Source organism: Tabrizicola flagellatus (assembly GCF_008271465.1).
GTDB lineage: Bacteria > Pseudomonadota > Alphaproteobacteria > Rhodobacterales > Rhodobacteraceae > Tabrizicola > Tabrizicola flagellata.
Genome location: NZ_VMDU01000001.1, coordinates 595,534 through 610,648, shown reverse-complemented (window position 1 = coordinate 610,648; position 15,115 = coordinate 595,534). Strand labels below are relative to the sequence as shown.

The following is a 15,115-nucleotide window of genomic DNA, read 5'->3' as shown; positions in this document are numbered from 1 at the left end:
GAAAGTGAGGCAGGAATCCGGGAAGCGCGGTTGGCTTTCACCGAAGTCGCAATCCGCGCTCGAAACCCTTCAGGAAGGCCACGCTACTCTTGACCGGGGAGAACGTAACGCTCTCGACTATCTCCTCGGCAAGCTCTCGGACGCGGGCGTCCTGGCCGAAGAAATCTCGCGTCTGCGAGCAGCCATTTCGGAGGCTTCGGTCCCTGGCGGTTCGCAAGACGGCGGTCCGGAAAGGCCGCGCAAGAGAAGCTGGGCGATCTGGCGGGCGAGGTAGGGCGGCACTGCATTGCCAACCTGCACGTACTGCTGCGTCCGGTTCCCGAGGAACAGGTAGTCGTCCGGGAAGGTCTGCAGGCGCGCCGCCTCGCGCACGGTCAGGCTGCGGCACTGCATGGGATCGGGGTGGATGAAGTAGTGGCCGTCCTTCGATATGTGGCTCGTGACCGTGGTCGATGGCTCGCCGGCGAGCTGGACCCGGAAGCGGTCGTTGAAGACGCCGCTGTGCCAGTTGCGGTGGTCGGGGCTGAGCGACAGCGGGAAATCGGCGGCCTTGGGGCTGTAACCGCGTACCGCGCTGAAGACGGCTGCGAACAGATAGCGCCCGAGGTCCGAGGGCATGTGCCCGCGTGTCTCGTGCTGGGCGAAACCGCGCAACGCAGGGCGCTCCAGCCAGGCGAGGAGTTCGTCGTTCGACGTGCCGTAGCCCTCGGGGCGCCATGCCGATAGACGGGGTGCCAGCTGTCCATCCTTCAGGCCCGTCGCAACGGCGAAAAAGGCGTCGCGCAGCGGCCCGTCTTCCTTGCCCCGGTGGATGCCTGCCAGCAACCGGGCGGCCTCGACGACCTCTCGCCGCCAGCTCGCCGGGTCATCGCGACCTCGGCTCAGGCCGCTGCGCAGGTCCGGCATCATGCCGATGGCGTCATCGACAGTCCGTGTCACCCCGGAAACCGGTACACTCGTCCCGGTGGCCCTGTCCGCCAGATCTGAGCGGATGCCGACGATGATCACCCGGTGACGCCGCTGCGGCACCCCCCATTCCTCGGCGCGGACGATGAAATCCGAAGACTGTGCGGCCTCCTGCAGACTGGCCCTGCCGTCCGCCACCCGGATCGCCCGCATCTCGTAGTGATGCCCCCGCCCGGTGCCGAGCGAGGCGAGGTCTTCCATCAGCATCTCGAAGACGAGGCGGCTTTCGACCGTCGAGGACAGCATGCCCTTGACGTTTTCCATGACGAAGGCGACGGGGCGCAGGCGGTCGAGCACGCGGATGTACTCGCGGAAGAGATAGTGCCTCTCGTCCTCCTCGGGGACGTATCCGACCTTCCCCTTCGCCCGAGCGCGCCCGACAAGCGAATAGGCCTGGCAGGGCGGGCCGCCGATCAGGATGGTGTCGTCGAAATCCCGGCGCAGCGCACCGATGGCATGATCGATGGCGGCGGCAGCCGGCTCCGTCCCGAGTTCGAGGCATTGCGCCTCCGCCGTCGCATGCTGCCACGCCGCCGCATCCACCTCGCTCCAGTCGGGCTCCGGGATCAGTCCGGCGTGGAAGTCGATGAAGGCCTTCGGCAACGCCCCGAGACGCGCCTGATACGCCCGCAGAAAGGCGCGCAACGTCAGCGTACGATGCGCCGAGGCCTCCTTCTCGACCGAGATGCCGATCCGGAACGGCGCGTGGCCGCCGACATCGAGGGACGAAAAGCCCTCGCCCAGCCCGCCAGGGCCGGCAAACAGATCGACGATGCCGAAAGTGGCTGGCAAATCAGGGGCCTCTCGAATTCGGATTACAAGCTGTATACCAGGTCCGGACGCAGAGGCCAGGAGGCAAATGGCGGACATCGTCGACAGACAGACCCGCTCGCGGATGATGTCCGGGATACGGGGCAAGGATACGAAGCCGGAAATGGTGCTGAGGCGCGCCTTGCACGCGCGCGGCTTCCGGTATCGGCTGCATGGAAAGGGTGTCCCCGGTCGGCCGGATATGATCCTCGCGAAGCACCGGGCCGTCATCTTCGTGCATGGCTGCTTCTGGCACCGTCACGAAGGCTGCCGTTACGCGACCACGCCCGCGACCCGCCCCGAGTTCTGGGCAGAGAAGTTCGCCGCGAATGTCAGGCGCGATCGTGCGGCATGCGAGGCGCTGATTGCAGATGGGTGGCGCGTGGCGACAGTATGGGAATGCGCGTTGCGAAAGCCGAACCAGGTCACTGCGACCTGCTCTGCGCTGGTCTCATGGCTGGCAACTGGCGCGCCCAGTATCGAGATCGGCGAAGGCGACATTCGCCACACGGAATGACTGGAGTAGTGCTGAAAGCAACCCGGGCTGATCTTCCGAACGCCTCGCCTCATTGGCGAAGGTTCGATATTCGTTCCATCTCGACAGGTAGCCCCTGTCGTCGAAGTCAACAGCTTTTCATCGACCGAAACCATTCGATTTCAACAGGTTGCGTGAACTGAACCTTTGCGCGTCCAGTCAACAGGTGTGGAGAATATCGGCCCTGAGAGACGGCTTCCGGGCCTCCTGGCGCAGGGGCCAGTGCTCAGCCAGTCCTGCATAACCCTCGAAAACAACGAGAAAATCCGGCCGCGGCCGGATCGGGAGAACGCTTTCGCTAGGGCAAGTGGCGGAGGGGATGGGCCTGACGTCGAACCTTCTCTTGTGGATGCCGCTCTCATTTGCAAGGAATTTCTGAACCTTAGACACGTGATCGAGTGCGGACTCTTGTCAGGCCTGTTAGCGCGGCCTGATAGATGCCGCTGGCCGGGATGGTGATGCGCGGACCGGGGCCAAATCTCCAACAGCGAGCTCGAGGCTCTGAGAAGGTTTCTGGATTGCCCAACCCGGATCATGTCGATCATTTGCCCATTCGGTTCATGCCTTCCTCACAACTCTGCGGTCCGGTTTTCGCGTTTTGCTGCCGGATCAGGCAGCGCTGGCGATCACCGGATCGCGATAGTCCTCGCCGCGCGTGAGCATCGCCCAGATCCTGCGCGCCATCTTGTTGGCCAGTGCGAAGGCCGCGACCATCGGCGGCTTGCGTTCCAGCATGCGCTCAAGCCAAGGATTTTGCGGTGCGCCACGGCGCAGGGCCCAGCGGACCACCGCCATCGCGCCGGTGACAAGCAGTCGCCGGATGTCCCGCTGCCCCATCTTCGATGTTTTCCCCAGCCTCTGTTTTCCGCCAGAAGAATGTTGCCGCGGTACCAACCCGAGCCAGGCGGCGAAATCGCGCCCGCGCCGGAACTGCTCCATCGGCGGCGCGAAGGTTTCGACCGCGAGCGCGGTGATCGGACCGACACCCGGCATGGTCTGTAACTGCCGGGGCATGGCGGCCGCCCTGGACGCGGCGGCGAGCTTTGACGAAACTGCGGTGAGGCGGGACGTCAACAGGTCGATCTGTTCCAGAACCATGCGGCAGATGTCTCGCGCCAGGTCAGGCAGGCCCGAACCCGGATCATCGACCACCTTCGCCAGCCGCGGGATATATCCCACCCCTTCCGGCGCGACGTGCCCGAATTCATAGCGGTGCGCGCGCAGGGCATTGATCGCCTCGGTCCGCTGCTTCACGATCTGCTCGCGGGCGCGAAACGCCACCGCCCGGGCCTGCTGGTCTTCGGTCTTGGGTTCGACGAACCGCATGGTCGGACGCGTGGCCGCCTCCGCAATTGCTTCCGCGTCGGCGGCGTCGTTTTTCTGACGCTTGATGAACGGCTTGACGTAATGCGGCGCAATCAGCCGGACGCTGTGCCCGTAGGCGGACAATTCCCGCGCCCAATAGTGCGCGCTGGGACACGCCTCCATCGCCACCTCGCAGGCAGGATGATCCGCCATGAACCGTGCAAACTGAAGGCGCGACAGCTTCTTGCGGAACACGATCGCCCCGTCCGCCGCCGCCCCGTGCAGCTGGAACACGTTCTTTGCCAGATCGACCCCGATGATGCTAACTTCTTCCATGGATGCCCTCTCCTTCAGCTTGTGCTTCGACACCACGAGTATGGCACATCGCGATGCCGTCAGGGTGAGAGCGGCATCCACCCCATCTCCGCAAAATCAGGGTCTCCACAAGTACCGCGCCAGTGACGTAAGCGGCTTTGTCCAATGGACAGCAAGAACTGCCGGGCTGCCCACGGAAACCCCTTCAATGAAGAGCCAAGTTGAGCAAGACGAGCATAGTGCGCGGCACGCTATTCTCGGGTGGGAAGGAATCATGGAGGCGCAGTTTGTTGGCGCGATTTGAAAGGGTAATGGCGCGAATTCTCGCCGACTTGTCCGGAGATCACTCTCTTGACGAGCTTGCAACGACAGCGTGCATGTCACGCTTTCATTTCCACCGTATGTGGACTGCGCATTTCGGGGAATCCCCCACGGGTACAGTCAAGCGGCTTCGATTGAACGCCGCTGCTCCATTAGTCGCTCTGACAGACCGCAGATTGCCGGAAATCGCTGCGATGGCCGGATATCGGGATGTCGACGCTTTCTCCCGTTCCTTCCGAGTGGCTTTCGGACAACCACCCGAGTTCTGGAGGACTCTCAGAATTGTTCCAAAGCCTATGCTGCCACACAAGAAAGGAATGGACGATATGCACGACGTACAAATCAAAGAGATCGGACAAGTCAGCGCCGCGGCCCTGCTTCACCTCGGACCATATGCCAGATTGCCCGAGACCTTCTCCAAGCTGCGACAGCTTCTTGAGAAGTCGGGGGCGATGGCGGGGGCGCAAGGCGAGATTTGCGTGTACTACGACAGCCCCGGCTCAGTGCCGGAAGCACAACAGCGGGCGCATGCTGCAATAGCACTCGGCCCTGAGGCAACAATTCCGCGAGGAGCCGACACGCTTCGTCTTCCGGCAGGCCGCTACGCTGTGCTGCGGCATGTGGGCGCCTACAGCGGAATTTCCAGTGCATGGGATTGGCTTTACGGACACTGGCTGCCGGAGAGTGGTGAAGATCCAGAACCGCAGCCAGCATACGAAATCTACCTTACTCCCCCGAGTTCTGGTGTCCCGGTCGCGCAGCAGGTCATGGAGATAAGGCTTCCGCTGCGCCGTTACGGGTAACTGCGAAAACCGTTCCGGCCGCCAGCGTGGTCCCGTTCGTTCCGGACTTGCCCTGCCGGCAATCCCTCATTGGCAGGGCAAACTCTCCGAGCCGTAAAGGCTTGGTTTCTGCGGTTTGCATCACGAAACCCAGAACCGTCGTCAGTCATGGCGTCCACGATCGACGGGAACTGCGAGGGCCAGGAATTCCGCGAGGCTGCGAACCAGCGTGGCGGACAGCCGACCGCTCTTCCTGTCCGTCAGATCGTGCCCGACTCCGGGGATGACGAGCACCTCGATCAGCGGATTGTCCACCTCGCGGATGCGCTGCACGGACGCGGCGACAGGCAGATTGTCGTGCTCATCCTCGGCCCCCCACACGATCAGCGCCGGTATCCGCAGACCCGCCCAGTGTGGTCCCGGATCGAAATCGGCAATCCGAGACCAGAGTTCCGGCTGGACAAGTGTCCGGATCCGCCAGGCGGTGAGTGGGGCAAGCAACCTTGCCAACGGGCGCGGCAGGCCGAGACCGGCCAGCGTGTTCACCTCCTCGAACGTCAGTTGCTCGGATGGGGTGACGGCCGCCCCTGACAGGTTGATCACATAGGCCAGATCGGACGCCCTCATCGCAGCGAGGGGAGCGATCCAGCCGCCCTGGGAAACGCCGATCAGTCCGACAGGCGCTCCCGGAACCTCGAAGCGCGCGGCTTCGATGGCGGCGAGGGCGTCCTGAGCCAGGTCCTCGAAGGACGCGTTGCGCCAGTTGCCGTCCGAGCTCTCGGACCCGCGCTTGTCGGGCAGCAGAACCGCATGCCCTGCGTCGAGCAGAAACGCTGTCAATGCAAGATACCAAGGGCTCTGTCGGTCGCTGGCCCCGCTGCCGTGGATGATGACGGCCACCGACCGCGTGCCCGCTTCGGGGAGAAACAGCATTCCAGCGAGGCGCAGATCCCCCGAGCTGAAGCGGATTTCGCGGGGCGCCAGGGACGTGAGCGACGGCGACACTATGCGCAAGGGCGGATGCGGATCCGGGTCAAGGGCGATACCCGCAGCGATCCAGGCGGCGAGGCCGGCGATGCCCGCCAAGAGAAGCCGGATGACCCACTTCACGGGCCACTCTCCAATGCTACGGGCGCCACGGTCACCGTGCCATAGGTCAGGTAGACGTCCGCGTCGGCTGCCGCGCAGAACGCCCCGTCCTGACCGTGAACCCGTCGCGCGATCGCTGTATGGTCCCAGGCTCGGGCCGGTGTGCAGGCGACCTTGCGGGATTGACAATCCGTCAGTGCCCAAGTTTCGCCATGGCGTCGACAAGTCTCGGCAGCAGCGCGCAAGCGAACGGGCACCGATGGATGATCCCAGCCCCACAACCAGGTGCCGTCCCCGGGGTTCAGGGAGCCAACGATCTGGATCGCCGCGCTTGCCGGTGGAAAGCCCTCCGCAGAAAAGTGAATCCGCCCGGCCTGCAGGTCGGTGGACCGGTCTGCCCGGTCGAGGCCAAAGAGCCGTGAATGGGCCTGCGTAACGTGGCCCAGTTCCGAGCGGGCCCGCGCAAGCATCACGTCCGGAGACTCTTCCATCGCGCCCGTCATGGCGACACCTTCCACACCAGGACCGGAAGCATCCGACCCGGGATAGCCTCGGACGCCTCTTCACGCAGGAAACGGGCGCCCAGCCGTTCGTAGAAGGGCCGAGCGCCGGGGTCGGAGACAACGCTCACCTGCCGTGCACCCTCGGCCCTTGCGCGGGCGAGCGCATGCGCGACCATCGCTCGGCCTATTCCTTGTGCCATCCACGGCGGATCGACGAACAGATGCGCGAGTTCGGCCCTGCCGTCCGCATCGGGCGGAAGGATCACACCGACCCCTGCCAACCGACCGTCGATCCGCGCGACGAAAACGCGCCCTGAGGCATACCACTCGGGTCTGAGGGTCAGGTGTGGCGCTGCCAGCGCAATGAATTCGGCGTCGTAGCCCCAATGCGCCTTGGACCTTAGGGACAGAGCATGGAGGGCAGCCTCCATGGCGTGGTCCGCCAAGACGATCTCAATGCGGGTCAACGCGCCCATCGTGTCACTCCTCGATTTCCACTACGAGCAATTGCGGTTCTACTGACGGTATGTCGCTGTGGATCCGGCCGTCGGGCGTCCAGACCGCCGATCGGCCGCAGCCGATCCATGCATCGGCAGGACCGACGTGGTTAGAAAGCGCGACCCAGAGCCGCGTGCGCCGGGCTAGAGTAGGTAGGATCGTGGCGATTTCCTGCTGGCCCTGACCCGTTCCGAACAGGCCGCCGACGACGTAGAGTCGGACACCGAGATGCGCGCAAGCATAAGCATGCTCGGGAACGCCGGTGTCGGCGCAGATGGCGAGCCCGACCCGCATTCCGCCGATCTCGAGAACGCAGGGTTCGGTCCCGGCGACAAAGACGGCGCGCTCGGGCGGGTGAAGGTGCATCTTGCGGTAGATTGCGGCGATGGCACCGTCGCGGATCACCAGCGTGGCGATGGCCGGCCCCCCGCTCTCGGCAAGTGTCGCGCCGACCAGCGCCACGGGCCCGCCTGCTGCGGTTGCCTCCAGCAGTGGCGCGAGACGCGGATCTCCCGGGGCGATAGCCCGCGACCGCCATCCGGCGACGCTATAACCGCCAAGGAAAAGCTCCGGGAAAAGCACCGCCTCGCAGCCCCGAACGGCGGCCATCGCAATCCAGCCCGCCGCTGCCGCCGCATCGGCCGCCACTTCGGCAGGGGTGGAGGTGGACTGGACAATTCCAAGTCGCATTGCGAACTCCTCACTAACCGGTCAGCAGAATCTTCCCGCGACGACCCGGCTGACCCACTACCGTGAGTGCGCTTCGCCACTCGGTAAGCGCAAAGCACGCGGCAGCGAAGGAGCGGGAAAGCCCTGTCCGCAGATCATCCCAGACAGGCGACATAAGCCTCGACAGATGGTGCCCAGATTGATTTTCCAGCGCCGAGCGGAGGTGGAAAAGCCGAAAGGAGACCCCTTGCGGCGGTCTTGTTCGGATCGGTTGTCCAGACAGGAGGCCGAAATGGACGAAGACCCCACCCGGAACTACTTTGCTTAGCAACTGCTCACCCGCAGTCCCCCCGACGCAGTCGAGTGCCACGTCCACTACAGGGATTGATGAGGGATCCCTCCAGCAGGCGATACCTCCCACGTCAGGATCGCAGTTCGTTTCTCGGGTTATGCATAGCGGATGACCTCCGCGCGAAACCACGTGCCTCACGAGCATCCGACCGATCGCACTGGACGCCGCGGAAATGGCCACTGCCTTGCCCGCCATAGGACCGATGTGCTCCATGAGGCAACGAACCGTGAGCGGATTGACGACGGCCATCGCCGCAGATTCGTCGTCGATGTCGTCGGGAACTGCCACGCAGCGGTTTGCGTCAGCGCGGCGCCGGGTCGCCCAGGCCCCCGGCCCGGCACAAGCAACAACACGCTGGCCGATTTTGAGGCCACTCACGCCGGCGGCCGCCGACTCGACGCGCCAGACCCCCTCGTGGCCGGGAACGTGGGGAAATCTTGTCCGATGTGGATAGGCACCGGCAACTGGCAGCAGATCGGACGGATTGATTGGCGAAGCGACCAGCCTGAGCAGAGCATCGTTCGGCGCCAGAGCAATGTCCCGCGCCTCGCGCAGCCGGATCATTTCAAGCGGCTCTCCCGGTCTGTCGGCGACAAGTTCGATCATGGCACCCTGCCGACAACAGCTGGACCCATGACGGGGCGGTCGCCGCTCCGGCCCGACAGGAACCGGACCGAGACGCGCCGCCGCCCAAGGTCGTAGATGGCGCTCCAGATCGTCCCGCCGATCGGCCTGCCTTCAGGATCGAAGACGAGAACCTGTGCGGCGGCGGCGGCTTCCTCCGGGTCGGCATCCTGTCCGATCATACAGAGGGCGCGCAGACGCTGGATCGACGACTCGATGTCGTTTGTCGTCGCTCCAGCATCGGCAAGGTCCTGAGAGCCATCCTCCGGGTCGTGGTTCGTCGCAACGAGGAAGCCCGATGCATCCCGAACGATGCGCGGCGTGGCGCCGACCGTTTGCGACCAGACGAAACCCTTCCCGCGCGCGTCGGCGACAAGGTAGCGGCAGGGCAACCACGCCGTCCGCCGGGGCAAGGCTGCAAGCGCGGCCTCGGCCTCTCCAGTCGTGGTGCAGGTTTCCAGGATGATCCGAACCACCTCAACCTCGTTGAAGGACCCGGGCGGACCGTCCAGACGCGCCCCACCGAGATGCTGGAGCAGGGCGACCCCAAGACCTACATCGTTCATCCCGCAGGTCAGTGCGCCGAACAGGTCAAAGACCGAGATGCCGCAGGTCGCCCGGCCGCCATCCTGCGGCGCAAGGGACAGAAGATGGGGGGCGGCGACCATCGGCACCCCATCTGCGGGTCCACCCGACAGCGCCGCTGCGGACAGGAAGCCGAAGTCGAAGTTCCGCACCAGCCACGGTCCACTGCCCCCGCGCGCCGGAAGCAATGCCACCGAGCAGGCAGCAGGCGGGCGGTCAGGCGCGCCTGTCATCAGGAAGGGAAGGCTGAAGGGATCGCAGCCCGGAAACCGCGCCTGAACGCCCTCGGAGCGCACGCGTAAATGGGGTGCCACCTTCCCCAGAATAGCGGCTCGCGCGATCGTCTCGTCGCCCTCGGGATCGGGCGTCGTGCCGAAACACCGTGCCGCGTGGTCGGCGAGCGCTGCACCGATGTCGCGGTTCAGGCCGGAAAGGTGAAGGCGCTCCGGCCGGATCGCGGGAATGTCGCTCATCCCGCAACCCCATGCCCGAAGAAAACCGCCTCGCCGCGATGAAGTCCCTTCTCGGCACAGTCGAGCGCCATGCGCGCGACCTCGAGCGGTGTCACGCGCGCCAGCCGTGTGCCAGAGCGGACCTCCGTCAGCACGTGGAAGGGTTCCCGCCCCGGCGAGGACTTGAAGGGGGCCGGGCGCAGGATCGTCCAGTCTGTGTCGCTGGCGCGGATCAGATCCTCCTGGCGGTCCTTGTCGGCATAGATGGCTTGCGTGAAGAACGGAAAGATGAGGTGTTCGTAAAGGAAACCACCGTGTCCCTTGGTCTCTCCGGCGCCGACCCCAGTGATGGCGACAAGTCGCCGAACACCCGTGGCCTGCATCGCCGCCAGCAGGCGGCAAGTCGTTTCCGAGAAGAAGCGGACCGGCGCGCGACCGCGGAATCCAAGCGCGTAGATCACAGCGTCCTGCCCGCGAAGGTGAGGACAGCAGAGGTCAGGCGTGCTGGCCGGGTCGAAGACGGCGGGCATCACGCCTGCGGGAAAGCCGGGCTGGCCCTGGCGGGTCTGGGCGGTGACGGCGTGTCCGCGTTCCAGCGCGCCTTGCACGAGTTCGCGGCCAATGGTGCCGGTCGCGCCGAGGATGAGAAGCTTCATGGCCGGCACCCTCATGCGATGCGCCAGGCTGGGGGCTGACCGTGGCGGGTCCAGTGTTCGGTCAGGTGCGTGATGCGCCCGGCGCGAGCCTCGGCGAAGCTGGCGACTGACCATGCATCCGGTGGCAGATCAACCCGCACTTCGGCGACGGCGCGCGCCTCGGACAAGGCTGAAACTCGCGCCGGCCCGATCCGCCAGTCTCCGGGGTAGTCACGGTTGAGCGTGACGAAGGCCGCGGCGCCCGTGATCCGTTCACCGGAGTGTGGCCAGTCCACGGTGAGATCGTCCTCGAGACATGCCGCCACGCTATCCCAGTCGCGCACCGCCAGCGCAGCCCAGAGGCGTGTGAGGCAGCCCGCCGCCTCGGCACTGGCGGCGCGGTCGAGGTCGGCCAGCTTGTCCGTCCAACCCTTCGCGTGGATTTCGGAAACCGTTGCATTGGGCTGACCATCATGGACGACCCGGACCTCGGTGCCATGAGACTGCGGGTCGAAGGTCGCCTCGACGGTCGTGTCCATCGCCGGAGCGTCCTCGCCCGCCCAGGACCAGGTGAACAAGAGCCTGCGGCCAGGGTCCGCCGCCAGCACCCGGCCAGTCACCCGCTCCACCGGCCCCTCGGCCCCGCGCGGGCGCATGGCGTAGGCGATGCGCCCGCCGGTCCAGGGTTCGGTAAGGCATTCGAAGAGGTCTCCACCTTCCGAGACGCCCCACCAGTTGCGCTTCAGCGAGGGCGTGACCCAGAGCGCCCAGAGGCGGTCTGCCGGCGCATGGATCTGCCGGTTCGCGGTGACTGTTCTTGGGTATTCATTTGTCATGTGAATCTCATCCTTCGGGATAAGGCGCAGCCCGAACGGCAATGGACGTCACGCGCGGCCGTCGGGCTGGCCTAAGTGGCCTCAAACAGCGCCCGGCGCGGCCTGCAGGATCTGCGTTCGCCCATGGCTGTGACGCGCGATGCTGCCGCCCGCTTCGAGGTCAAAGCCCGCAGCCGTCACCCACCAGCGCAGACCTCCCCCTTGCAGAGCTTCGGGCACACGCTCGCGGACGCGGTCGGCGAGATCGGCAGGGAAAAGGCCGCCCGGCGCTTCGGCCAGCGCTTCCATGACGGCTGCGCGGAAAATGCCGAGCTTGTCCGGATCAAGTGCGAGGGTTCCAGGACCGGGATCCCCCTCGCCTCCCGGCGCAACGCCCCCCCGCCTTTCGGCCCCAGCCGCCGGGGTTGCCTCGTCGCGTCGGCTGGCCGGCAGGGGTTCGGCAAAGCGCAGGCGGTTGCCGAAGGGATCGGTCACTTCCATGACGCGCATGCCAACCCGGGCCTCACCCATATCGTCAGACCCGAGATCCCAGGTGTCGATCCCGGGCTTCGCATAGGCATACCCGCGCCCGGTGATCTCGGCGTGAAAGGCGTCGAGGCCCTGCATCCAGACGAAGGCATTTCCCCCTGGACTTGCGTCGCCGTGGTGTTCCGTCAGGTGCAGGATCAGCCCGGCCCGGCTGACCTGCAGGTAGGCCGGAAAGTCTGGCCCGAAGCGGTGCTCCCAGTCCTCGCTCAGGCCGAGGAAGCCCGTGTAGAACTCCCGCGCCTTGGCGAGATCGAAGATCCGCAGGATGGGAATGGCGCCCTGGAAGGCGGCGCCGCTGCCGGAGGCGCCCCCTGCCTCCCCGATCCGGGCGGCAAGAACGTTCCAGTCCGGCAGGCCGAACTGCGCCGCAACGATCTCAAGTGCCCGAGAATGTGAAACATCGATGCCCGCCTGTGCGAGCTCCGCGCGCAGGGCGCGCGCCATAAGCTTTGCGTCACGAAAAGTGCGCATGTCGAACCCTCATGGTCGAGCGAACGGGTCTTACCGGTGCTTGCCTTGCCGATCCGTTCGCCGGACAACGAGGATCAGGCTCACGAGGAGGACACATTCACCATACCCGGAGGGCGCAAGCGGCAGGCTGTGTCGGCCGACTCGAAAGATAGGAAGACCAACGATTCCAGTCAAGTGATCGCTGACAGCGATTTCCGCTGGAGATCAGGTGGGGCTATCCGCTTGCCCGCTCGATCAGCACTTCGGACGCGACCGGTCGGAACCCGGCGGCGAGAAATGCCCGGAGTGACCGTGCATTCCCCGGCGAGACGGCGGCAAAGAGGGGCTGCCCTTCAGGCCATGCGGCTAGGACATCCCGCAGCAGGCTGCGCCCACCGCCTTTCCCGAAGTTCACGTCACTGACCTCGATGCTGATCTCGTCCCGACCGGCCAAACCCTTCGCAAGGGTGATCAGACCGCGCTCATCCCCATGCACGCGGACATCGCGGCGCAGACTTCGGGCATAGGCGACCCTCGGGTGCAGCGAGTCCCCCAAGTCTGGCGGCAGGGCGCATGGGTCATGCCCTTCACCGAGGGCAGCCAACGTGACATCGATCTCGTGAACCTTGCCGAGTGGGCCAGCCAGATGCATGAGCAGCTGCGGCTGTAACGCCCCGCCGAACCCGTTGCAGCCGAGCTGTACAAGCAGGTCGAAAGACTCGCTCGAGCAGACGTAGGCGCACCCCGTGAAGCAGACGACTGCGTGGCGCCCGTCAGGCAGGGGCGGAACCAGATGGAAGGTCCCATCATCCTTCGGGAAAATCCCTCTTGCCGAGGCATCGAGTATTGTCAGGAGCGGATGGTCCATGGTCGAACGGTGCTGAGGCTCGGTGGCTTTGTCGGCAAGCTGCCACACAGTTCACCTTATTCCGATCAGTAATCCGTCTCCAGATAGACCCCGGCACAGTCGTAGGCGACGGCGGCGGCCGTCGCGCCGGTGTTCATGAACAGCCGTGGCGACAGGAACTGCGTCGCGGCGGGCAGGTCGGCGCTGACCTCCTGCTCGAACACCGCGCCCGAGACCTCGTCCACCACACGGACCCAGACGGATGATCCGTTCGGCGGGGCGGCGATGAACAGGGTCAGCACACCGCCGGTGGCGATGGCGAAGCTCGCCCCCATGTCGGTCAGCGTCGGCGCACCGGTGCCGTCGTTGCGGGCCAGCTGCCAGTTGGCGTGGGTGCCGCGCTGGAAGCCGATCCCGATGCAGTTCACCACGGCGGCGAGCGTCAGGGTGGTCGCCAGCGCGGCGGTCGATCCATAGAGACCGAAGAACCCCATGCCGGTCGCCTGCAGGGTCGTCAGCGAAATCCGCGTCACGAAGGTCCAGCCGCCGAGGCCCGCCGCGTTGCCGCGCCAGCAGGCCCAGCCTGCGGAGCGCTGATCGGCCACCGAGTCCACGACGGCCGCCGAGGTCAGACGCCAGCGGCGCATGCTGGCCGCGAGGTTCGTGGCGGCCAGCGTCGGGTGCGACACGGTGCCGACCGAGGTGATCGGCAGGCCTTCGCCGGTGATCGTCGTGCCGGTCGAGGGCGCCCAGTTCGCGATCCGGTTGACGCCGAAGTGCGGCTGCAGAGGGAAATCCCGCCCCGAGGGGCGCATCACATCGATCCACGGAGCGCCTGCGCGGTTGCGGGCATAGAGGGTGGCCTTGCCCGCGGGCGGCGGGGTCGGCGCTGCGGTCAGACCCGGCAGGACTGTCGGCTGCGGAAGTTCGATTTGGCCGCTGGTGCGGTCGATCCGGATCGCATCGAAGAAGGCCGACCCGTCCGGGCTGACCTTGAAGCTGAAGTCGTCATTGCCGAGGAGACCGATCAGCGCCCGAGCCGAAAACCCGGTCTTGAAGGCGAAGGCCGCGTCATTGGCAGGAACGGCCTTGTTGACGGTCGCCTCGATGCCAGCGCCTGCGTTGTTCAGTAGGACCGCAGGCGTGTTGACCGACAGACGGTTGTAGCTGTCAGCCGTCGCCCCGCCGAGGCCGAGCAGTTGCGCGGTCAGGTTCGCCTGCGGCATGCCGACCTGCGTGACGGTATTGGCGAAGGTGACGGTGGGCGTGTTCACCACCGTGGTGCCGCCCGCCCCGGCGGTGGCCGAGCCGATGTTGACGACCGTGGTCGATCCGGACGCGCCGCCGGTGCCGAGGTTCACGGTCTTGGTGACGCCGGTGGTCGTGGCACCTGTCCCCATGCCGTAGGTCGCGGTCCCGGTGGACGTGCCGATGGTCGCCGTGGCCCCGGATGTCGTCACCGTCCCGGAAGCGGTCAACGTGCCCGAGAAGGTCTTGTTGCCGGTGAAGGTCTGGGTCCCTGCGAGGATCGCCAGTTCCGACGAGGTATTCGGCAACGTGAAGCTGCGCGTGGTGCCCGTTGTGATCCCCGCCAGCGAGAAGGTGGCCTTCTTCGTCGGATCGGCGTCGTTGACTAGGCTGAACACGGCGTCCGAGACGTCGCGCGGCTCGCCCACCACCGCCCAGGCGCTGCCGGTCCAGACGAGAAACAACCCCTCGGCCGCGACCCACACGAGCCAGCCGGTGCGCGGCACCAGCCGGATCCACGCGCCGTCGATCCAGAAGGCGATGTTCAGGTCCCACCCGGCCCAGAGGCCGGTCGCGCCCGAGGCCACCAGGTGCCGGTTCCCATCGGCGGGGCTCGCGGGCGGGGCAGTCCGCGTGCGGTCGAGGACCGACAGCTGCACCATGGCATCGAGCAGGCGCAGCGCCTCGTTGTGGGTAACATGCCTCTGCGCCTGCGCCGCCAGAAGATAGGGCAGGCCCAGATGGGTCGTGGTGTCGGACATGGGA

16 protein-coding genes and 1 pseudogene are annotated in these 15,115 nt (G+C 65.9%); 4 read left to right on the top strand and 13 right to left on the bottom strand.

Annotation, left to right across the window (positions count from 1 at the left end; translation table 11 throughout):
- Window positions 1-117: 117 nt before the first annotated feature.
- Window positions 118-1,758: a DNA cytosine methyltransferase gene (locus FL625_RS02945; protein ID WP_149124045.1), complete on the bottom strand. Its 1,641-nt coding sequence runs from the start codon at window positions 1,756-1,758 to the stop codon at window positions 118-120.
- Window positions 1,759-1,825: 67 nt separating this feature from the next.
- On the opposite strand from FL625_RS02945, the gene FL625_RS02940 reads away from it, so the two are divergent.
- Window positions 1,826-2,293, top strand: coding sequence for a very short patch repair endonuclease (locus tag FL625_RS02940; RefSeq protein WP_028029941.1), 468 nt, complete (start codon window positions 1,826-1,828; stop codon window positions 2,291-2,293).
- 627 nt (window positions 2,294-2,920) lie between these two features.
- Here FL625_RS02940 and FL625_RS02935 read toward each other — a convergent pair.
- A complete protein-coding gene (locus tag FL625_RS02935; RefSeq protein ID WP_149587107.1) occupies window positions 2,921-3,952 on the bottom strand; it encodes an IS110 family RNA-guided transposase in 1,032 nt (343 codons plus the stop codon).
- Between FL625_RS02935 and FL625_RS18330 the strand changes: the two genes are divergently transcribed.
- The 3 genes and pseudogenes from FL625_RS18330 (at window position 3,951) to FL625_RS18325 (ending at window position 5,055) form a co-directional block, all read left to right on the top strand.
- Window positions 3,951-4,235 carry a hypothetical protein gene (locus FL625_RS18330; protein WP_149587106.1) on the top strand — a complete coding sequence of 95 codons (285 nt, stop codon included), beginning with the start codon at window positions 3,951-3,953 and terminating at the stop codon, window positions 4,233-4,235. The two genes, FL625_RS02935 and FL625_RS18330, sit on opposite strands and share 2 nt — an antisense overlap.
- A gap of 7 nt (window positions 4,236-4,242) precedes the next feature.
- Window positions 4,243-4,512: pseudogene (locus tag FL625_RS18560) on the top strand (helix-turn-helix transcriptional regulator); the annotation flags it as partial.
- Between the two features lie 57 nt (window positions 4,513-4,569).
- Window positions 4,570-5,055 carry an AraC family transcriptional regulator gene (locus FL625_RS18325; protein WP_235019291.1) on the top strand — a complete coding sequence of 162 codons (486 nt, stop codon included), beginning with the start codon at window positions 4,570-4,572 and terminating at the stop codon, window positions 5,053-5,055.
- Between the two features lie 141 nt (window positions 5,056-5,196).
- Here the strand turns inward: FL625_RS18325 and FL625_RS02920 are convergent, their stop codons facing one another.
- The 11 genes from FL625_RS02920 to FL625_RS02870 form a co-directional block, all read right to left on the bottom strand.
- Window positions 5,197-6,144, bottom strand: coding sequence for an alpha/beta hydrolase family protein (locus tag FL625_RS02920; protein WP_149587104.1), 948 nt, complete (start codon window positions 6,142-6,144; stop codon window positions 5,197-5,199).
- Window positions 6,141-6,626: a DUF6882 domain-containing protein gene (locus tag FL625_RS02915; protein ID WP_149587103.1), complete on the bottom strand. Its 486-nt coding sequence runs from the start codon at window positions 6,624-6,626 to the stop codon at window positions 6,141-6,143. Before FL625_RS02915 ends, FL625_RS02920 begins: the two co-directional genes overlap by 4 nt.
- The gene (locus tag FL625_RS02910) at window positions 6,623-7,102 is read right to left on the bottom strand and encodes a GNAT family N-acetyltransferase (protein WP_200833857.1); all 480 of its coding nucleotides are present in this window, start codon (window positions 7,100-7,102) and stop codon (window positions 6,623-6,625) included. Before FL625_RS02910 ends, FL625_RS02915 begins: the two co-directional genes overlap by 4 nt.
- 4 nt (window positions 7,103-7,106) lie before the next feature.
- On the bottom strand, window positions 7,107-7,814 hold the full coding sequence (locus FL625_RS02905) for a carbon-nitrogen hydrolase family protein (protein ID WP_149077400.1): 708 nt from the start codon (window positions 7,812-7,814) through the stop codon (window positions 7,107-7,109).
- A 13-nt stretch (window positions 7,815-7,827) separates the two neighbouring features.
- A complete protein-coding gene (locus FL625_RS02900; protein ID WP_149077401.1) occupies window positions 7,828-8,751 on the bottom strand; it encodes an alcohol dehydrogenase catalytic domain-containing protein in 924 nt (307 codons plus the stop codon).
- Entirely contained in the window at window positions 8,748-9,827 is a 1,080-nt protein-coding gene (locus FL625_RS02895) for a carcinine hydrolase/isopenicillin-N N-acyltransferase family protein (RefSeq protein ID WP_149077402.1), read from the bottom strand. The genes FL625_RS02900 and FL625_RS02895 overlap by 4 nt, the downstream gene beginning before the upstream one ends.
- Entirely contained in the window at window positions 9,824-10,462 is a 639-nt protein-coding gene (locus FL625_RS02890) for an NAD(P)-dependent oxidoreductase (RefSeq protein ID WP_160147718.1), read from the bottom strand. Before FL625_RS02890 ends, FL625_RS02895 begins: the two co-directional genes overlap by 4 nt.
- An 11-nt stretch (window positions 10,463-10,473) precedes the next feature.
- The gene (locus tag FL625_RS02885) at window positions 10,474-11,277 is read right to left on the bottom strand and encodes an SRPBCC family protein (RefSeq protein ID WP_149077404.1); all 804 of its coding nucleotides are present in this window, start codon (window positions 11,275-11,277) and stop codon (window positions 10,474-10,476) included.
- Between the two features lie 81 nt (window positions 11,278-11,358).
- Window positions 11,359-12,276, bottom strand: a complete 918-nt coding sequence (locus tag FL625_RS18320) for a glyoxalase superfamily protein (protein WP_222929060.1) — start codon at window positions 12,274-12,276, stop codon at window positions 11,359-11,361.
- 214 nt (window positions 12,277-12,490) lie between these two features.
- The gene (locus FL625_RS02875) at window positions 12,491-13,123 is read right to left on the bottom strand and encodes a GNAT family N-acetyltransferase (protein WP_149077405.1); all 633 of its coding nucleotides are present in this window, start codon (window positions 13,121-13,123) and stop codon (window positions 12,491-12,493) included.
- A 65-nt stretch (window positions 13,124-13,188) separates the two neighbouring features.
- Window positions 13,189-15,111: a DUF2793 domain-containing protein gene (locus tag FL625_RS02870; RefSeq protein WP_149587101.1), complete on the bottom strand. Its 1,923-nt coding sequence runs from the start codon at window positions 15,109-15,111 to the stop codon at window positions 13,189-13,191.
- Window positions 15,112-15,115: the final 4 nt, after the last annotated feature.